The 19118-nt window shown below is 49.2% G+C and carries 15 protein-coding genes; 4 read left to right on the top strand and 11 right to left on the bottom strand.

Annotated features, from left to right (window positions below):
• Positions 1-7: 7 nt before the first annotated feature.
• Together LOZ80_RS37410 and LOZ80_RS37405 are read right to left on the bottom strand one after the other, a co-directional pair.
• Complete coding sequence (locus tag LOZ80_RS37410; RefSeq protein WP_238169228.1) at positions 8-919, bottom strand: carbohydrate ABC transporter permease; 912 nt, start codon at positions 917-919, stop codon at positions 8-10.
• Between the two features lie 59 nt (positions 920-978).
• A complete protein-coding gene (locus tag LOZ80_RS37405; RefSeq protein ID WP_238169227.1) occupies positions 979-2328 on the bottom strand; it encodes an extracellular solute-binding protein in 1350 nt (449 codons plus the stop codon).
• A gap of 535 nt (positions 2329-2863) precedes the next feature.
• On the opposite strand from LOZ80_RS37405, the gene LOZ80_RS37400 reads away from it, so the two are divergent.
• The gene (locus tag LOZ80_RS37400; RefSeq protein ID WP_238169226.1) at positions 2864-3586 is read left to right on the top strand and encodes a GntR family transcriptional regulator; all 723 of its coding nucleotides are present in this window, start codon (positions 2864-2866) and stop codon (positions 3584-3586) included.
• Positions 3587-3653: 67 nt separating this feature from the next.
• Here the strand turns inward: LOZ80_RS37400 and LOZ80_RS37395 are convergent, their stop codons facing one another.
• Together LOZ80_RS37395 and LOZ80_RS37390 are read right to left on the bottom strand one after the other, a co-directional pair.
• Positions 3654-5126 (bottom strand): protein adenylyltransferase SelO, encoded by a 1473-nt coding sequence (locus LOZ80_RS37395; RefSeq protein ID WP_238169225.1) that lies wholly within the window; start codon positions 5124-5126, stop codon positions 3654-3656.
• 64 nt (positions 5127-5190) lie between these two features.
• Positions 5191-5628 carry an Lrp/AsnC family transcriptional regulator gene (locus LOZ80_RS37390; RefSeq protein WP_238169224.1) on the bottom strand — a complete coding sequence of 146 codons (438 nt, stop codon included), beginning with the start codon at positions 5626-5628 and terminating at the stop codon, positions 5191-5193.
• Between the two features lie 153 nt (positions 5629-5781).
• Between LOZ80_RS37390 and LOZ80_RS37385 the strand changes: the two genes are divergently transcribed.
• Together LOZ80_RS37385 and LOZ80_RS37380 are read left to right on the top strand one after the other, a co-directional pair.
• Complete coding sequence (locus tag LOZ80_RS37385; protein ID WP_238169223.1) at positions 5782-6783, top strand: oxidoreductase; 1002 nt, start codon at positions 5782-5784, stop codon at positions 6781-6783.
• Between the two features lie 441 nt (positions 6784-7224).
• Complete coding sequence (locus LOZ80_RS37380) at positions 7225-8286, top strand: serine hydrolase domain-containing protein (protein WP_238169222.1); 1062 nt, start codon at positions 7225-7227, stop codon at positions 8284-8286.
• A gap of 116 nt (positions 8287-8402) precedes the next feature.
• On the opposite strand, the gene LOZ80_RS37375 is transcribed toward LOZ80_RS37380, so the two are convergent.
• From LOZ80_RS37375 to LOZ80_RS37345, 7 genes are all read right to left on the bottom strand, one after another.
• Positions 8403-9251, bottom strand: coding sequence for a carbohydrate ABC transporter permease (locus tag LOZ80_RS37375; RefSeq protein WP_238169221.1), 849 nt, complete (start codon positions 9249-9251; stop codon positions 8403-8405).
• Positions 9252-9256: 5 nt separating this feature from the next.
• Positions 9257-10171, bottom strand: coding sequence for a carbohydrate ABC transporter permease (locus LOZ80_RS37370; RefSeq protein ID WP_238169220.1), 915 nt, complete (start codon positions 10169-10171; stop codon positions 9257-9259).
• Between the two features lie 77 nt (positions 10172-10248).
• Positions 10249-11583, bottom strand: a complete 1335-nt coding sequence (locus LOZ80_RS37365; protein WP_238169219.1) for an ABC transporter substrate-binding protein — start codon at positions 11581-11583, stop codon at positions 10249-10251.
• A gap of 19 nt (positions 11584-11602) precedes the next feature.
• Entirely contained in the window at positions 11603-12796 is a 1194-nt protein-coding gene (locus tag LOZ80_RS37360; RefSeq protein ID WP_238169218.1) for an acyl-CoA dehydrogenase family protein, read from the bottom strand.
• A 131-nt stretch (positions 12797-12927) separates the two neighbouring features.
• Positions 12928-14487 carry a response regulator transcription factor gene (locus LOZ80_RS37355; protein ID WP_238169217.1) on the bottom strand — a complete coding sequence of 520 codons (1560 nt, stop codon included), beginning with the start codon at positions 14485-14487 and terminating at the stop codon, positions 12928-12930.
• Positions 14474-16321, bottom strand: a complete 1848-nt coding sequence (locus tag LOZ80_RS37350) for a sensor histidine kinase (RefSeq protein ID WP_238169216.1) — start codon at positions 16319-16321, stop codon at positions 14474-14476. The genes LOZ80_RS37355 and LOZ80_RS37350 overlap by 14 nt, the downstream gene beginning before the upstream one ends.
• A 617-nt stretch (positions 16322-16938) precedes the next feature.
• A complete protein-coding gene (locus LOZ80_RS37345; protein ID WP_238169215.1) occupies positions 16939-17823 on the bottom strand; it encodes an AraC family transcriptional regulator in 885 nt (294 codons plus the stop codon).
• A gap of 117 nt (positions 17824-17940) precedes the next feature.
• Here LOZ80_RS37345 and LOZ80_RS37340 point away from each other — a divergent pair, with 117 nt between their 5' ends.
• On the top strand, positions 17941-19071 hold the full coding sequence (locus LOZ80_RS37340) for a Gfo/Idh/MocA family protein (RefSeq protein WP_238169214.1): 1131 nt from the start codon (positions 17941-17943) through the stop codon (positions 19069-19071).
• The last annotated feature ends 47 nt before the right edge of the window (positions 19072-19118 follow it).

Here is a 19118-nt window from a genome sequence, read left to right as displayed (position 1 = left end):
CGGGATGCTAATCTTCTTTTTTATTCAGTAGCCGTATATAAATGATAGCCAGAATGAGAATTACGAGGGCAGTCATCCAAGCCATTGCGGACGCCTTCCCGAGGAAGAAATACCGAAACGCGTTATTAAACGTTAAGTACGATATGGAAGTCGTGGCATCTCCGGTAAATACCGTTAACACGTCATAGACTTTGAAAGCGCCCATCGTCCTTAGTACAATGGCCATCATGATAGATGGCATAAGCTGCGGCACCGTAATATAACGGATTTTGCTCCAGAATCCCGCACCGTCAAGCATCGAGGCTTCGTACAGATCGGATGAAATGGACTGCAAGCCTGCAAGCAGAATAATGGTGATAAAAGGCGTCATCTTCCAGACATCCGCGATGACAACAAAGTAAATCAAATGATTCGAGTCTGCCAGCCATACGGGATTCACATCAGGCGCAAGAAGATGAAGTTGATGCAAAATGACCGTCAGGCCCCCATAGCCAGGCTGTAGAATCCATTCCCAAGTTAGCCCGTTAACCAACGTTAACAATGCCCACGGAATAATAATAACGGCTCTAAAAAAGGACCTGCCCTTAAAATTCTGATTTAGAAGCAAAGCGCTAACGAAACCAAAGATTAGTTCCAAGACGACCGACAATACGGTAAAGATAAGCGTCCGATTCATAGCCAGCTGGAAATCCGAACTTTGCAAGACATCCAGATAATTCTTGAATCCGACATAATAAGAAGCTGAACCGTCCATCAAATCATAATGATAGAAACTCCAAATGATCGTTTGATAGACAGGGTAAATAAACGTTTTCATTAGTAAATAAGCCGTAGGTAAGATGAATAAAAGCGCCAATAGCACATTTTTCTGTTCGTTGTTTAAGGATGTCTTCCTCTTGGCTCTAAAAGTTTTATCCATATATCCTCCTTATGGAAAATGCTGCGGCCAGCCACAAGGTTGACCGCAAGCCCCCGCTATCATTTTCCAGATTCAGCAATTGCTTTTTCTACTTTTTGTGCGGCGTCATTCAAAGCTGCTTCTGGCGTCTTCTGACCAAGCAGCGCTTGATGCAGTTCAGCTGCCAAAATATCAGACCAGTTCACATAACCTGGCGCATTCGGACGGTCATGACCGTAGTTGAATTGTTCAGAAATTTTCCCGATCGTCTTCGTCGAATCCGCCGCTAACAACTCAGGATCTTTGTACAAGCTTTGCAAAGTTGGATACTGACCTTCGATCTTGAACTCATCCAACTGGTATTCCCTTTCGCCTATCCATTTCAGGAAAGCTAGAGAAGCTTGCTTATGTTTACTGTTCTTCATTAAAGCCAAGCCTTCTGAACCCGTAACGGCTGAGGAAACAACGCTTCCCTGCCCAGGCATTAAACCGACATCCGTCTTGTCTACGACACTGGATTTCGTCGGATCATTCAGATCTGGGTAGTGGCCTTCCCAAGCACTAATCATCGCTAGTTTGCCTGCTGAGAAAGCGCGTGTTACATCGGACTCGGACCATTGCAGACTCGCTGGGTCTACCGTTTTATCCTTGTTCAGAATATCAACCATGTATTTCAATGCATCCAAACCGCCGCCTTTATTGAAAGATGGCTTGCCGCTGCTATCGAAGAATTGTCCGCCGAAGGCATAAGCCAAGCTTACATAATCCGTAATTAGAGCTTCGGACTGCTTCCATGACCAACCCGAACCATAGACACCGTTTGCCGTCAATTTCTTGGAAGCTTCACGGAATTCATCGTACGTTTTCGGCGCATGATCAATGCCCGCTTTGGCCAAAAGCTCTTTGTTCCAATACAAATGCTTCGTTCCTGAATACCAAGGCATAGCGACTAAATGACCATTATAAGTAACAGATCCAAGCGATGAGGAGGTAAATTGACTCTGAACATCCTTAGGAATGACATTCGTCAAATCCTCTGCCAAATTGCCTTGGAAAAATTGTCCCGCCCAAATCGTATCCATCTCAACAACATCCAGATCTGTTGAATTGGACAACGCGGATATCGTTATTTTGGAATATAAGGAGTTATAATCTACGCCCATAATATTTACTTTGATTCCGGTCTTCTCTGTAAATTTCTTCACCATATCAACACGTGGACTTTCCGCACCTTTGGAAACAGCCCACAGAACGTTAATTTCTTGCCCTTTTAGCGAAGGATCGCTTGTTTTATTCCAATCCAACGTATTGGCCGTGCTGCTTGGACTATCTGTTTGTTTGGCAGGACCCGCATTCGGCGTTCCCGCACATCCAGCAAGCAATACCAAACTCATCACAGACACCGTTAACACTTTCCATTCCTTCTTCATATACCAACACCTCCGAATTATTATTGCCTGAATGACCTGATGTGTTACCTAAATTTGTACAAAGAAGTGGAATTTCCGATTAAGCTGAACATCCGCTTGATACATTTCCCATTATTCATATTATTGTAATAACAAATATTGTCAAAATTCTCCGTAAACGCGATGTCTATTTGTGCAATCCCCCTCCAGTTCCTCCTTATTCCAAATCCAAAGCTTGTTTATTCGTAATGTTGTTATAACAAATTTTAATACAACCCGAGTATATTACGATCCCTTTAATACGTCAACTAAATTCACACGTTTTTTCTAAAACAAAATGAAAACGCTGTTATCACTGGTATTTCATATGTATGTTATGATACATAACACCAAAACCTCCTTTCAGATGCAAATTTCTGATTTTAATGACTAATATTCGTTAGAAAGGGCTCTTCTCTCTAATACGCTTCAACAAAATAAATCATATTGTTGTTATAACAACATAGTGGTATGATAAATCATGATGGAAAGCAAGTTCATATTCGGAGGTTTGACCATGGATATCAAAAAAGAAGGCGTAGCGCTTTATCATACAGTAAAAGAAAAGCTTCATGAAATGATCGAAGAAGGCAAATATTTGCCAGGACAGCAATTTCCCACGGAATCTGACTTGTGCGAAAAGTTTAGCGTCAGCCGAACGACAATCCGCTTAGCCTTAAATCAGCTCAAATTAGAGGGCCATATTTATCAGGTCCAAGGAAAGGGCACTTTCGTATCTATGCCTAAGCTGGAACAATCGGTAGCCCCTTACCGCAGCTTCAAAGATCATCTCCAGGGGCGCGGACAACAACTCGAGAGCAAAGTCCTTGAATTTACGGTCATTTCCGCAGACAAACGATTAGCCAAAACGCTGCAAATTGCTGAGCAGGATGCCGTTTTTCGCATAGAAAGAATCCGCTATGCGGATGAAATCCCATTGCTATTTTCGATTACCTATATTCCTTGGAAAATAACCCCAGGCCTGACGAAGGAGGAGTGTTCTGGCTCCCTCTACGCGCTAATAAAAGACAAATTTTCAATCCAGCTCTCGCATTGCATGGAATCCATGGAACCAATCTTAATTGATGAAGCCATCAGCAAGCACCTGAATGTTCCTATCGGGGCGCCAAGCTTTCTCCTTAATACGATCACTTATTCCAATAGCCATATACCTTTAGAATATTCACACGAGATCATTAGAGGCGATCGCGCCAAATTTACCTTCGAACGCAAACTATAAAGCTCCGGTCACAACAAAAAAAGACTGCTTCATTAGGCTAAAACCTAGAGAAGCAGTCTTTTTAACATCAAGTTCCGCAATAAGTTCGATACGGCTGGGTTGATCGCGTAGGCATTGCGTACTCCGCTTGTTCGGGCGTGTGCGCGTAGGGGCTCGAAAGTGCTTCAAGAAGCTGCTCCATCACGCTTATGTCCCCATGTTCTGCCGCGGCTTCCAGAGCTTCCTCCACTCGGTGATTCCGTGGAATAATAGCAGGATTGCTGCTGCGCATCAATTGCTGTGCAGCAGCTCGGGATTCCTGCTGCCGCTCTAGTCTTGCCTGCCAAGACTCCTGCCACAGCACAAATTCCGGACTGCTGAACATTGCCGTATCTTCGTGTTTATCAAACGTTAGCGCTACAAAAGTATTCGTATAGTCTGCGCGGTACTTCTGCATCATATCGAGCAGATCTTTGATCAATGCTTCATCCTGCTGTTCCTCATGATAAATTCCCAGTTTGGCCCTCATGCCTCTGAACCAATGAAGATGATAAATCTCTGAGAAACCTGCAATCGCAGCTTCAGCTAATTTGAGCGCCTGCTCCTCGTCCTTATGCAGCAGCGGCAATAAAGTTTCCGCCAATCTGGCAAGATTCCACGCCCCAATATAGGGCTGATTGCCATAGGCATAGCGGCCTTTCACATCGATGGAGCTGAACACCGTTGCCGGATCATACACATCCATGAAGGCGCAAGGACCGTAATCGATGGTCTCTCCACTAATCGCCATATTATCCGTGTTCATCACCCCGTGAATGAAACCAACGAGCTGCCACTTGGCAATGAGCTGGGCCTGTCGCTTGATCACTCCCTCAAGAAGATGAAGATAGCGGTTCTCATCGTCCGCAATTTCCGGAAAATGTCTATGCCACGTGTAGTCAGCCAGCGCCTTGAGATCCTCAGCAGTGCCATATGTGGATGCATATTGAAAGGTACCGACGCGCAGATGACTGGCCGCCACACGGGTAAGAATCGCGCCGGGCAGCTCTATTTCGCGTTGTATGGATTCCCCCGTCGAAACCACCGCAAGACTGCGGGTTGTCGGAATACCCAGCGCGTGCATGGCTTCGCTGATGATGTATTCGCGCAGCATCGGTCCTAGCGCCGCTCGCCCGTCTCCCCCGCGGGAGTAAGGTGATCTGCCTGACCCTTTGAGCTGAATATCAACCCGCTTGCCTTCAGGCGTGATTTGTTCGCCAAGCAGATTAGCCCTGCCATCTCCCAACCGATTGAAATGCCCGAATTGATGCGCTGCATAGGCTTGGGCAAGCGGCAAAGCACCTTCCGGAATCTGGTTGCCGGCTAATGTGGCTTCGCCTTCGCCATTTTGCAGCAATGTAGCGTTTAGGCCCAAAGATGCTGCTAATGGTTCATTAAACATAACTAGCTTAGGTGAACGAACAGGAACTGGATTAATCTTGGTATAAAGTGATTCCGGCAGTCGAGCATAACTATTGTCAAAGTTCCATCCTGTTTCTGTCTTCGTATTTTTCGCTGTCATCTTGTCTCCTGCTTCATTTGTCATTTGATTTTAGTATACCCTTTAAACATGTAGAAAAAGTCTTTTATTCGCCTGGTTCAGCAAGCAAATGCTTATTCTCAATCGCTGCCGAGAGCACGATAAGTGTCGAAGAAAAACCATGCGGGCTGCATGAATCGAGAAAAACAGTGAACGAATCCATCGATGCCGTAATTATTTTCATCATAAAATTATACTCCCCGCTGATGCGGTACAGTTCAATAACATCCGGAGATTGCGAACAAAATTCCTGGAAGTCCGTACATCTGCTCGTCTTGAACAGAACGAAAGCCGTAACCTCCTTGCCCAGCTTCTTGGGTGAGAGAACAGCCTTATAGCCAGCGATGATCCCCTGCTCTTCAAGCTTCCGTATCCGCTCCGTAACCGCTGGTTGCGTCATTGCGATCGTCCGGCCGATTTCGGCTACCGGCATTCGCGCATTCTCATGCAGCAGGGCAAGAATCTTCGTGTCGATTCCGTCCATTGTGACCACCTCCTTTATTTTATATGTTGGAATCCTATTTTCAACTTCAATATGAAAGATTTATATGATAAACAACGTAATTTATATCTGTAAATTATACCCTTAACTTTATAAAATGTCAGTATAAGATGAAATTAAAGGAGTCGATACCTTATGATCACAACGAAATCACGGAACTTAGATACCCCCATCACCATTGGCAGCACCGAGTTTCGCAATCGGTTAATTGTGGCGCCCATGCAGCAATACAAAGGCTCGCCCCAAGGCTGCGCGACAGAACATCATATTCAGCATTACGCAAGAATTGCCAAAGGCGTCGGATTCCTGATCGTGGAGTCAACAGCTGTATCCGCGAACGGCAGGCTTGTGCCTAACGACATTGGCATTTATTCAGATCGGCACATCGATCCCCTAAAAAGAGTAACCGCTGCCGTCCATGACCAGCAAACTCCGATATTCGTTCAATTATCTCATGGCGGACGAAAATCAGCGCCAGAAGTGACGCAGCGACTGATTGCGCCAAGTGCCATCCCCTATGACGACTTTTACGGTACGCCAGCAGAATTGTCCGTCTCCGAAATGGAGGAACTCGTCGAAGATTACCGCCGGGCAGCCAGACGCAGCCTAGAGGCTGGTTTCGATGGCATTGAGCTGCATGCGGCGCATGGATTTTTGATTCATCAGTTTCTGTCGCCGCTCTCCAATCACCGCAGCGATGCCTACGGCGGAACGCCTCGCGGCAGGGCCAAACTTCTGCGAGACACGCTTGCCGCAATCCGCTCCGAAACCGGCCCGCACTACCCGGTTATCGTGCGGGTCTCCGCAACGGATTACGCCGAAGGCGGCCTTAATCCGCAGGAGCTTGCGCTCATGCTCAAACCGCTTGCAGCGGATGGACTTCTGGATGCCGTTGATGTATCATCCGGCGGCCTGCTGCCCGTCCAGCCGGCCGATACTCATCCAGGCTACCAGCTCCCTGCTGCCGCCATCATGAAGCAGCATCTTCACGTGCCGGTCATCGCCGTCGGCAAAATCTACACCCGCAGCTTCGCGGATCAGATCATCGCGGACGGATTGGCTGATGCCGTCGCTATCGGCCGCCCGCTGCTGGAAGACCCCGATTACGCACAGACGATGATTGGCTTGCAGGCGTGATGATGGTTGGCCGGGGAAGAGCAGGGGATGAGCCTCTTCAAAGCGAGACATCCTGATGAGGGAACTACAGGGCGCTATTTAGGCACATAGCGGGGATGCAGCGAGATTAGCGGAACTACAGGGACTTATTTCCACAAAAAGCGCTGAAATTCCCACCAAACAGCAAAATAGCGGACTGTAGTTCCCTCCACCTTGCCAGAATGGCACTTTTGACTAGAATAGCGCACTATAGTTCCCTCTCCTCCGCGTGAGGCAGTTGGGGTAACTCCTCGATCACTTCAACCTAGCCGATACGGCTAGGTTCTCTTATATTTTGCATATCCTCCAATTTACTATTTCCCCAGATTCTCCAAAGCCATCAATAGAATAATTTGAATATTTTACTAAATATGATATCATCATAATATCATTTTATTTCCGTATAAGAGAGGAATGACGTGAATGGATAGTCAGCTAAAGGCAATCCTTGCGACAAAGCGTGTTCAGCGGTGGGTCGATCGTCCCAACCATCAGTTAACAGTCGGATTGATTCATCATTCAGCTCGCACAATCTGGACTTCGGGACAGAGCAGCGTGGTTGATGCCTCGCACTTCCTTTATGAGATTGGCTCGATTTCCAAAACAATCACCGGCCTATTATTGGCAATCGGCGAGCAGAATGGCGTTTGGCATCGTTCTGATCGGCTGTCGGATTTCGTTCCCGAATGGTCCACTAATTCATTTGCCAGTCAGACATCCTTGCTGCAACTGGCGACTCACACGGCAGGTCTTCCAAGATTGCCGACAAATTTGAAAAACTCCATCATAAATAAAATGAATCCTTATGCGAATTACAAAGACGATGATTTATTCAGCGCTGTTTCAGCGGAAAGTGCTAAGAATTCCAACAAACACAGCTATTCCAATTACGGCTTTGGCTTGCTGGGATGGCTGCTTGCCCGACGATTGGGCGTTAGTTTGGATGCCGCTTTGCGTGATCTGGTTTTTAAACCTCTCGGCATGGTCGATACCGCATTAGAACTCCCGGGAAATCATCGCGGGCACCTGCTGCCTGTCTTCAATGCCAAGGGGAAATCTGTCCCGCATTGGGATTTTCAGGATACGGTAGCCGGGGCGGGTGCCGTGAAGTCGACGGTGTCAGATATGCTAAACTACATAGAGGCTCACTGGAAAGACGTCGCTCCCCCCTTTCCAGCTGCGTTAGAGGAATGCAGGAAAGCGCACCACGACATTATCAAAAGCAAGGGAATCGGCATTGGTTTTGGCTGGATGTTCTACAGAGAGAAGGATGGTTCCACAACGCACTGGCACAATGGAGGAACGTACGGATCGAGCAGTTTTGCAGCGTTCAATCGCGATAAACAAATCGGATTAATCATTTTATCCAATAACGGTGGTGATATTTGGGGGCAGCTTGCCCCCTTGATCGGTATCCGCAAAATGTCTGTTGATTCGCTTGCTGCCCTGCTTACAAAGAAGCTGTTTACAGCCGATTGTAGCTAAGGAGCGCAATGATTGGATGCCTAATCCGCCTCCATATGTCAAACAAACCACAGCTAGGGACTTGGGAATAAGTCCTTAGCTGCGGCTTTTATCATCACATCACTATTAAAATTTGACTATCCTTTAAGTCCAGTCGTGCTGATACCATCAACCATATATTTCTGAAATCCGGCAAAGACGAGGACGACAGGCACAAGCGATAGGACCGACATTGCGAATAAGGCGCCCCAATCGGTTTGCATGGTGGGGTCGGAAAAGTTTTTGAGCGCTAGGGCGACCGTAGCCAGCTTGGGGGAATTGAGATACAACAATGGACTGAAAAAGTCATCCCATGTCCAGTAAAACTTGAAAATCGCCACGGTAATGATCGGAGAAATGAGCAGCGGAAGAAGAATACGCGCCAAAATGCCAAATAGTCCGCAGCCATCAATTTTGGCCGACTCATCGAGTTCTTTGGGAATCCCGCGCAGAAATTGAATCAGCAGGAAAATAAAGAAGGCCCCGCCAAAAAAAGAGGGTATGATCAAAGGCTTAAACGTGTTGACCCAACCCAACTTCTGGAACAAAATATATTGCGGGATTGTCAGCACTTCGCTGGGCAGCATCATCGTCGTCATCATGCAGGCGAACCAGATGGCCGCTCCGCGAAACCGAATACGCGCAAAGCCATAGGCCGTCAAAACAGATGAAATGACCGTTCCGATCACGGATAAGATTGTGACAATCAGCGAATTTTTGAAAAATACAGCAAACGAGATGCCCGCGAATCCTTTAAATCCGTTCGAATAATTATCCAATTTAAAGGTGGAAGGGATTAATTGGTGCGCATGGACGAAGATTTCACTCGTATCTTTCAGCGAGCTTGACACCATCCATAACAGCGGGTACATCATAACCAGGGCAAAACCTGCGGTAAAGGTATGCAGCAGAATCATATGCAAGATTTGTCTTTGTTTGGAGATCATGCCGCCTAGTCTCCCCTCGATTCATAGTGCACCCAATTACGTGATGTCGCGAACAATGCCGCTGTGAAACAAGCAATTACCGCCAGCAGTACCCATGCCATAGCAGATCCATAGCCCATTTCATAATAGCGAAATGACTTCTCGTACAAATACAACGCGTAGAACAGTGTTTTATCGAACGGTCCGCCCCCAGTTACAAGCATGCCCTCCGTAAAAACCTTAAACCCATTAATAATTCCCATGACTAAATTAAAGAAAATCACCGGTGTTAGCAGCGGCAATGTGATCCAGCGGAATTTCTGCCAAGCTCCTGCCCCGTCAACGGTAACAGCCTCGTACAGTTCCTTCGGCACCTGCTTCAAGCCAGCCAGAAAGATCAGCATGGCGGAACCAAACTGCCATACGGCAAGTAGAACAAGCGAGAAAATCGCCGTCGTGGGATGCGTGATCCATGAAGTTTGGAAGGATTGTCCGGTCACTGCTGACAGCAGCGAATTGACCGCGCCTTGGGCGCCGAACAGTTGACGCCACATAACGGCCACAGCGACGCTGCCGCCAATCAATGTAGGCAAATAGAAGGCCGAGCGAAATAAGCCCGCCAGCTTCAAACGCGAATTCAGCAGAATCGCCACAACAAGTGCGAACAACAGCCGCAGCGGAACCGCAATGAACACGAACAGGAGTGTTGCAGTCACTGACTTCCAATAACGCGGATCGCCTGTGAACATTTCTTTGAAATTATCTAGTCCAACCCATTCCGGCGGTGATAAAATATCATATTTGGTAAATGCGAGCGCAAGCGAAACGATCATCGGTGCGACGGAGAACAGGATAAATCCTATGAGCCACGGCGAAATGAACGCATAGCCCGCCGCATTGCGATAATCCCGCAGCTTCTTTCCTCGCGTTGGTTGCGCCATGCCAAGTTTCCCCCTCTTTCCTTCAGCGAACAACGGGGAAGAAGACAAGCCTCCTCCCGCACGATGTTCGACAGCTGTTATTTCCCTTTGGCCAGAATTGCGCCTGCTTCTTTGCGGAATCGCTTCGCGCCTTCTTCCGGCGTCGTTTTCTCGAATAAAATTTCGTCGCTGATATTTTTGAACACCTTGGTTACTTCGGCTCCAGCAGCTGGTTCCGGTGCATCAATCGCAGACGCATATTTCTCTACATTCGTTAAATAAGCGACGACGCGTTTTTGTGTTTCCGTGAATGTATCTTGGATACCCTGAATCACTTTAGGGTTATAAGGCATACCGAAGTAAGCGTTGAGTGATTTGGCAGCTTCGATATTATTCGTATAGAAATCAATAAAGAGCGCGGCTTCCTTAGGATGCTTCGACGATTTGGCAATGGAATGGAAGAAGGATGGCTTAATGTACATCCCCTTGCCGTCGCCCGGATACATCGCTAAGCCGACATTCTTTTTCAGCTGTTTTTCCATAATATCGACGTGGTTGCTCCAATAAGAGAATCCGCCGAAAGCCGTCTGTCCCTTCGTAAAAGGACCATCCTCCAAGCTTTTCACTTCCAACTCCGTGCCCAGCGGTGTAACGAGTCCATCCTTCTGCCAGCGAAGCTGCTGCTTAAAGAAGTCGATGAAGAGCTGATCGTCCTCATACCCGAGCGCATCCTGTCCTTTGTTGAAAAGTGACTTGTCATGCTGGCGAAGCCAGACGCTGAAATGCGACTGCGCTAAGTGAGTATCACCGAAGATGCCGAGCTTATCCTTGATCGTACGCAAATCCTTCTCGTACTGTTCCCATGTATAATTGTCTGCCGGCGGTTTGACCCCTGCTTTCTCAAGCAGTTCCGGATTATAGAACATGACCAGCGCATTGTTCCCTATGTTGATGCCGTATTGCTTGTCATTGAAACGACCGCCGGCATTATGGATGGGGTTGACGCCTTCCAGATTAATCGTTTTGTCCTTCAAATAGTCATCCAATGGGAGGAGCAAATTTTTGCCGACGAAATTCGTAATTTTGGAGTAATCCATCCGGATCACATCCGGCAAATTATTCGAAGCCGCGAGCACGCTCATTTTATCCCAATACGCATCGCCCGCATAATATTCAGCCTCTACTTTAATGTTCGGGTAGGCCTTCTGAAACAGCTGCACGACAGCATTATTCCTGTCTACGGTCAATTGCGAACCTGCCCAATATGTCATGCGCAGTGTAACCGGATCTTTGGATACCGGAGCTGTCGTGGCCGCTGCCGTTGCAGCGCTTGTCGCAGCTGGCGCACTGGAAGTAGTACCGCTTGAGCAGCCTGCCAACGCCAACACAGTGCTCAAGGCAACTGTTAAACCTGTTATTCTTGCTTTTGCCATGTTTAGTCCCCATCCCTTTTTAGGTATTCATAAGTTTCACTTCATCCAGAGCTCTCTGCGCCAACCCGTTGACCACAATGTCGTCCATCGGCGGATTGTGCAGCCCTGCCCGCACGTCGCGGTACATCCGCTCCAATGGCAGGCTGCGCGACAAACTCGCAGCACCGACGACACGCATCGCTGTATCTACAATCGAGATGGCCTGATTCGTGGCTACCTGTTTAGCCAAGCCCAGCTCCGCCTTCAGCGCTTTGCGCCGCTCAGGTTCACGGTCCCAGCGATCGGCAACCGAGTATAGAACCGTACGCGCCGTCACAAGCGCGATTTCCATTTCACCGATTTGACGCCGAATATTCGGCAGTTCAGCGATCGGTGTGGTCAAGCTGTTCGGTCGATACTGCTGCGCGAAATTAATTGCAAAGCTTCTGGCCGCATGCGCAATCCCGATATAACAAGCGGGAATATGCAATAGCCAGCCGCCTTCGTCGGGTGTGCGCTCCTCGCGCGGTGCTCCCGATCGATGAACCAACTGATCATCAGGCACGAATACATCTTCAAGCACAACGTCATGGCTCCCCGTAGCGCGCATGCCAAGCGTGTTCCACGTTTCTTCCACACGCACGCCCGACCCGGCACGCACATAAAACTCCCCGGTCTCCTCCGTGCCTTCAATCGCCGCCGAAACGGTAAAACAAGTGAGGATCGGGCTCAGCGTACTGTAGGTTTTGCGTCCACTCAGCAGCCATCCGCCCTTGGTAGCAACGGCCTTCGTCTCCGGTCTTCCTCCCCGGCTCGGACTGCCTGTTGCCCGCTCCGTCGCCAAATGATTAACCAGCGCGCCGGTTTCCACCGACTCACGGCAAAAACGTGCGTACAACGTTTCCGGCCAAGCATGCGTAAAGCGCAGCTGATGCAGCAATCCTACATGCCAACCCACCGCAAGCGCCGTTGAGCCATCGCCTCGCGCGAGCCGTTCCTGGGCAAGCACCAATTCGTACAGCGACGCTTCCTCTCCACCGTAGGCACGCGGAACGGTCAACTGCAAGTAGCCTGCCTCGCGAAGATCCGCGAAATTGGCGAACGGAAAGCTTCCCTCTGTATCATGCAGCGCCGAACGCTCCGCGAAGCGAGCAGCTAATCGATCGGATCGCTGCGCAAGCTCTGCCTCGCGCTCATTCCGAATAAATGCATCTGATCTTACGTCCGTAGTCATCTCTTTCTCTCCTCTACCTATAAACATATGAGAATACTAGGAATTAAACCGAGTATATACCTGAATCGTCCAAACCAACATAGAAAAAACCGATACGTTTTTTGTGAAAATCCGAGAGAGCCCTCAGGCCCTCAGCGAGACTCGCCCGATAGACTCTTCCTGTATTCGAGCGGCGAAAGGCCTGTAAACTTCTTGAACACGTTGCCGAAATACTGCTGATCGCCGCCAAATCCCGAGCGTTCGGCGATCTCATACATCTTGCTTTCGGTCTCTGTAGCAATTAACTCCTTCGCCCGCTCGATTCGCAAACGCGTCAAATACAGCGAAAACTTTTCATTCGTTTCTTTGCGAAACAAGCGACCCAAGTACTCTGCATTCATGAACAGGTGATGCTGTCCAAGCCATTGCAGCGATAATTCTTCATGCGCCAAATAATAGGCGATCAGCCGCTTCATCCGCATGACGACTGCCGTGCCCTTATGCGTCGAGGAATCCTCGAAGCGCTGCGCCGCGATCTCCAACTCGCCAGCGATGCAGTGCTCAATGTCACCAAGCGTCGGCAAACTAAGCAGCTGCGCTGTCTTGCTCAGCAGTTCCTCCGGCGGCGTATCCTTGAGCATCGCTGTCATCAACTGAAGGCACAGGCTTAGCGACGTGTGCCGATCACAGCGGGCGGCGGCCAGCGCCTGGAAGAACGCGGCCAACTCCTGCCGCGCTCCATCGATGTCGCCGACGCGCAAAGCGGCGGCGACCAGCTCGCCGCGAGCCGCTTCGGGCGCAGCGCCAGCCGCGCGCGCCGGCTCAGCCAGCTCGCTCGTGGCTATGCGCCCGGCGCCGAGGTAGAAGACGCGCGCGGCATAAGCCTGCGCGTCCTTGTACAGGCGCGCGAGCGCCTCCGGCGGTCCGGCATCGCTGACCGCCACCGTCAGCCGCAGGCCGGGGCAGCGGCTCAGCAGCTCGTCGCGCAGCAGCTGCGCAGCGGCTACAGCCGGGGCAAGACCGGCGTCTGCGACGGACGCCAGCAGCCGGTTCCCGGCAACGGCGCTCTGTCCGAGCGGCCGATCCGCCCCGCTCTGCGCGGCAGCCACCTCGCGGACGCGCAGTTCTTGGCACGCCGTAGCCGTCTCCCACTGCACGAAGATAAGCCGCAGCTTGAGGCCCAGCTGCTTCGCCTGCCGCAGATGCTCGGCGGCATCCGGCGCCAAGACCAAGGGCTCCTCGAGCAGCAAAGCAAGCAGCGGCTCGCGTTCCGTCAGCCGCGCTTCGTCTGCTTGACGCGCGGCAGCGAGCAGCTTGTCACGGCGACGCGCCTCGTCCAACTCGCGGATGATCTCGCTGAGCGCCAGCTCGATCTCTTGCTCATCGCATGGCTTGAGCAAGTAGTGTTTGACGCCGTGATTCATCGCCCGCACGGCGAGGTCGAATTCATCATAGCCAGAAAGAACCGCGAACCGCGTGTCTGGCAGGTGTTCTTTGGTTCGACGAATCAGTTCCAGACCGTCAATCCGCGGCATTTTGATATCCGTTAGTACAATGTCTGGCCGCAGCTCTTCGATTTGTTCCCATGCTTGATGCCCATCTGCCGCTGTTCCAATCAACGTTAACCCAAGACGTTCCCAATCAACCGTTCTGGCAATCGCCTCGCGGATAATTCTCTCATCATCAACAAGTAAGATCTTATAGGCGTTCATCGCTGTTCCTCCTGTTTCCCTTGACTTTCGTTCCTGGCGGGTTCGGCAAGATCGGCACCTCAATGCGAATAACCGCACCTCGCTGGCGTCCTTGCTCAATCCGGATGCCGTATGTATCTCCGAACCACAATTGAATCCGATCATGGATATTGGATAAGCCAATTCCAGTGCTGTCCGATACAGGCTCCTCTGCGGCTGATTCATCACGATCAAGGGGGTTAGCCATGCCCGGTCCTTTATCCTGTATAATCAGTGCCAAACGATCTGCTTCTAGCTCTGCCGTCAGCGTAATCTCGCATCGCCCTGTTGCTGCATCGACACCATATTTCATGCAATTCTCCACCACTGGCTGCAGAATCAACCACGGCAAATGAAGGCTAAGCAGCTCCTCCGGTATGTCCATTTGGTAGCTAAGCCGCTCTTCAAAACGAAACTGCTGAATCGTAACATAATTGCGTAAATGAGCCAATTCCTCGCGCAAGGTTACAAATTCCTTTTGCCTAATTGTACTGCGCAGCATATCGCCGAGCGCCTTGACCATCCGGGCCAGATCTCCATGACCGTAGCCCTTCGCCATCCAGTGAATCGAATCGAGCGTATTGTACAGAAAATGCGGGTTCACTTTAGCCTTGAGCGCCTCATATTCCGCTTCTTTGAGTTGAATTTGTTTCACATAATTTTCCTTGATTAACGCATCCAGGCGCTCTGTCATTTTATCAAAGTTGCGATTCAAAATACTTAATTCATCCCTGTTTACTGGGTAAAAAGGCTCGCCGATTTCAAAATTCCCCTTCTCTACCAGAGAAATACGCTGTGTCAGCGCTTCTAACGGTCGGGTCATACTAAGTGAAAAGCGCATGCCAAGCCAGAGCAGCACAACAGCAAGCAGCACGTATAAACCAAGCAGTACATTTTTCATCATATTCACGTGACTGAAGACGGCATCATAGGAGATAAAGTGGATGAATGTCCAGCCTGTATAAGCAAGCGTAAATTGCGCTGCCAGATAGCTTTTGCCGTTTAATGCAACGACATTGGAGTCACCCCTGCGCGCGATTGGCAGAGGCAAGTCGCGGTTGCTCGTGAACAGCAGCCGGTCGCCAGAAGTAATCATCAGCTCAGAATCATAGTTGCCATGCCGCTGACTTGAGGCGTACACGACCTTAGGCGCCTCAACGCCGATCATCAGTGTGCCCAGCCGTTCCAGGCTCAAATCCGCAATTTCACGGATGTCCCTGACAGCGTAGAAAGTTTCCTGCTGCTCTTCCCCGCCGACCCACACGCTAGCCCCTCCCCAGACATGTCCAAGATTCTGAAACCGCTCCTTGTTCCCATCATTAATGCTAGCCGCGTTCACCCCTGCACTCAGCAAGTTGCCGCTTGCATCTAGAATCGTAATCGACGAGACGGAGAAATCCGACTGGTGATACGTCAGCAGTTTACGCTTCAGCTTGTTGGCAGCCTCAAACGCCTCATAGGTTGCCGGAGACATCTTCATCGTCTTCAAATCGGCTTGCACTTCCGGATCGGAAAAGATCGAGAGCGACAGCTTATCGATTTCCCGCAGCTTCTCTTCCATTCGTTCGGAAAACAAATAAAATTTGTCCGAAGCTTCCCGATAAATGATTTGCTCATACAGCTTATGCGACTGTTGTACAAACAGCCAGGCCAGCCCGCTTGAGGCAATTACTCCTGCCAGAATAAATACAAAAAGCTTATGTTTAATTTTCAAATGCTGCATCAGCGTCATTCGTTCCTCACCCAACCTGATTATATCATCGATCCGCATCGGCGTCTGTGCCCTCCATCTTGCCGATGCATACCGTGCAAGCATTGAGAAAACCTCTATCGAAGCCATTCAAAGATGAGCGACCGCGTTTAGATGTAGGTTTTATCGCCAAATAGAAAGACGTTTTCGGGAACCGAAAACTTATACTTTCTATTGTGGTGAGAAAAAAGGCCTCGCTTCCCAAAGGGATGAGCCTCTTAAATCTTTTTAACGGAACTGTAGGACTCTATTTAGGCAAATAGTAGGGAAGCAAGGGGGCTAGCGGAACTACAGGGTCTTATTTCTGCAAAAAGAGCTGAATTTGCTTGGCAAACAGCAAAATAGCGCCCTGTAGTTCCCCCAACCTCGCGGTAATGACACTTTGGGCTTGGATAAAGGCTTGACGTTCCCTTGAGGCAAACCCAAGCCCCTAACGAACTCAATACCCTTTATTCGGCCAAAATCGCGCATTCTGAAATTCTAATGAATTCCTGATGCCCTATTTCAAGCAAATGATCACCTTTCCCCCTATAATTTGCTCGATAGCGTTAATCCAGTTCATTATATCGCCAAAGTAGCCTTTTTCCGCTCTATAAGCATCCTACAGTTCATTAGATGCCCTGTGAGACCGAAAACCCCTAAAGCGAAGTCTGCGGTGGACGTCAGCAAACAAATAAGCAAGTTTAACTGCCTATGCGGCTTCTGGCCTTCACAGACCTGGCGTATTCGGAGGGGCTCATGCCGCTTACCCGTTTGAAAGCTTTGGAGAAATAATGAACGCTGCTGAAGCCAAGCCGCTGAGCTATTTCCGTGAAATTATGCACATCTTCACGAATGGACACTTTGGCCTTGTCGATTTTCAGCCGCATGAAATATTCCTTAATGCTTTTACCCGTATGTTTAGCGAACAAGTCTTTCAGCTTCGTTTTGGCTACATGAAATTTATCACTAATCTCTGTTAAGGAAATTTGGGAATCCAGCCGTTCTTCCAGGAAATGGATAATCGCTGTCACAAGCTGGGCTTCATCCTTCTCCTTGGGCAGGAACGACAAGGACTGATCGCTCTCTTGATGCGTCTCCTTGCGAAGCAGCAGAATGAGGAACATTTCCAAATAATTCTTCAGCAGTTGCTCACTGCCAATCTCCGCATTCTGCTTGCGGGTCAAGGGATATTTAAAAGGAAAAATAAAAGTATTGGCACCCTCCTCAATAATTTGGGCAAGCCGATTTCTCTCCTCATCCTGAAGCTGGAACACCTTGTTTTCAAATTGCTCCATCGCTTTCGAATAACAATCAAACGTGATGACGATCACATTCGGCGCCCTTCCATGCGTGGCTGTAAAGCTGTGAAACTCATTCGGTTTATGAAAAATCAGAGAGCCCGTCTTCAGTGTATGACTGGTTGTATCGGCAATCACTTCGACTTCGCCCTTATCCACATAAACCATTTCCCAAAAGTCATGACTTTCCCCGGAGAAAACATAATCTTTGCCAAACTCAAAATAGTACATCGTAATGATGCTGCGGATTTCTATCGTCAGATTTAAGTAAACACGTTCCAGCTCCATTAGCATGGCGTCCTTTCATTCAAAAAAGCAAAAAACTCGGCTTTGATGACAAATCTATCTGCAATCCTCCTCTCTATAATAGAAAATAGTTCAACAACTGCCAAGGAGGAAATGAAAATGAAATTAGGAGTTATTGGTTACGGAAACCGCATTCAGGATGTCATCGCGAAAATTATGAAAGAGGACAATGCTTGCCACATTGCGGCAATTTCCGACATCAGAAAGCATGAAATCCAGCAGGAGCGGCTGCCTCAATTGATGGATACCCTCTTCTATGATACACCGGAGGAAATGATGGCTTCGACGCAACTGGATGGCATCCTCATTGGGACACGGTGCCTGCTGCACACGGAAATGGCTTTGAAGGTGCTTCCGACGGGCATCCCTTTATTTCTTGAAAAGCCGGTCGCCACAACGATGCAGGATCTACGCCGTTTAAAAGCAGGCAATGACCATTACAAATCGCCTGTCGTCGTGTCGTTTCCCCTGCGAGTGACTTCCATTGTCCAATGGGTCAAGGAAATTGTGGATTCCGGCAAAATCGGCACGGTCGAGCACGTGCAAGCGATCAATAATGTTCCTTACGGCGGCGTCTATTTCCATAACTGGTACCGGGATGAGTCGTTGACAGGGGGCTTGTTTCTGCAAAAAGCGACCCACGATTTCGATTACATCAATCACGTGCTTCAGATGCAGCCTGTCAGCGTATGTGCGATGACGTCCAAGCAAATTTTCAAAGGCGACAAACCCGCTGGTTTGAAATGCGTGGACTGCACGGAGAACAGAACGTGTGAAGAAAGCACCGCTTTCGCTGAGCCTGACGTTCGTGATCGCTGGGCGTACTGCAGCTTCGCCAAAGATACCGGCAATGAAGACTCCGGAAGCGCTCTCATTTATTATGAGAACGGCATGCACGTTTCGTATTCACAGAACTTCTTCGCGCGTAAACAAGCCGCCTCGCGTGGCGCCCGCTTCCTTGGTTACAAAGGTACGGTGGAATTTGATTTTTTCACGGGCATCGTCAAGGTCTTCATGCACCATACCTCACGGGTCGAGACGTATGAAATCGATGCTTCGCAGGATCACTTTGGCGGCGACCGCATGCTAGCCAGCAATTTCATCGAACTCATGCAAGGTCGGAACACATCCATCAGTACGCTCGATGATGGACTCATCAGCGCCCTGCAATGCCTCAAAGCAAGAAAATCGGCGGAAACTAGAACGTTTCAAACGATTGATTGGTCATAACGATTGACTGGTCGTAAGGCAAAAAAAACAAAGCGGCTGTGTGGCAG

Source organism: Paenibacillus sp. HWE-109 (genome assembly GCF_022163125.1).
In the GTDB taxonomy this organism is placed as follows: domain Bacteria; phylum Bacillota; class Bacilli; order Paenibacillales; family NBRC-103111; genus Paenibacillus_E.
This window is presented reverse-complemented; position numbering and strand designations above follow the sequence as displayed.

Excerpts from the sequence above, each read along its gene's own strand:
- LOZ80_RS37410 (WP_238169228.1), bottom strand. The coding sequence starts at position 919 with ATGGATAAAACTTTTAGAGCCAAGAGGAAGACATCCTTAAACAACGAA.
- LOZ80_RS37400 (WP_238169226.1), top strand. The coding sequence starts at position 2,864 with ATGGATATCAAAAAAGAAGGCGTAGCGCTTTATCATACAGTAAAAGAA.
- LOZ80_RS37360 (WP_238169218.1), bottom strand. The coding sequence starts at position 12,796 with ATGACTACGGACGTAAGATCAGATGCATTTATTCGGAATGAGCGCGAG.
- LOZ80_RS37380 (WP_238169222.1), top strand. The coding sequence starts at position 7,225 with ATGGATAGTCAGCTAAAGGCAATCCTTGCGACAAAGCGTGTTCAGCGG.
- LOZ80_RS37405 (WP_238169227.1), bottom strand. The coding sequence starts at position 2,328 with ATGAAGAAGGAATGGAAAGTGTTAACGGTGTCTGTGATGAGTTTGGTA.
- LOZ80_RS37395 (WP_238169225.1), bottom strand. The coding sequence starts at position 5,126 with ATGACAGCGAAAAATACGAAGACAGAAACAGGATGGAACTTTGACAAT.
- LOZ80_RS37370 (WP_238169220.1), bottom strand. The coding sequence starts at position 10,171 with ATGGCGCAACCAACGCGAGGAAAGAAGCTGCGGGATTATCGCAATGCG.
- LOZ80_RS37390 (WP_238169224.1), bottom strand. The coding sequence starts at position 5,628 with ATGGACGGAATCGACACGAAGATTCTTGCCCTGCTGCATGAGAATGCG.
- LOZ80_RS37350 (WP_238169216.1), bottom strand. The coding sequence starts at position 16,321 with ATGCTTGCACGGTATGCATCGGCAAGATGGAGGGCACAGACGCCGATG.
- LOZ80_RS37340 (WP_238169214.1), top strand. The coding sequence starts at position 17,941 with ATGAAATTAGGAGTTATTGGTTACGGAAACCGCATTCAGGATGTCATC.
- LOZ80_RS37385 (WP_238169223.1), top strand. The coding sequence starts at position 5,782 with ATGATCACAACGAAATCACGGAACTTAGATACCCCCATCACCATTGGC.
- LOZ80_RS37375 (WP_238169221.1), bottom strand. The coding sequence starts at position 9,251 with ATGATCTCCAAACAAAGACAAATCTTGCATATGATTCTGCTGCATACC.
- LOZ80_RS37365 (WP_238169219.1), bottom strand. The coding sequence starts at position 11,583 with ATGGCAAAAGCAAGAATAACAGGTTTAACAGTTGCCTTGAGCACTGTG.
- LOZ80_RS37345 (WP_238169215.1), bottom strand. The coding sequence starts at position 17,823 with ATGGAGCTGGAACGTGTTTACTTAAATCTGACGATAGAAATCCGCAGC.
- LOZ80_RS37355 (WP_238169217.1), bottom strand. The coding sequence starts at position 14,487 with ATGAACGCCTATAAGATCTTACTTGTTGATGATGAGAGAATTATCCGC.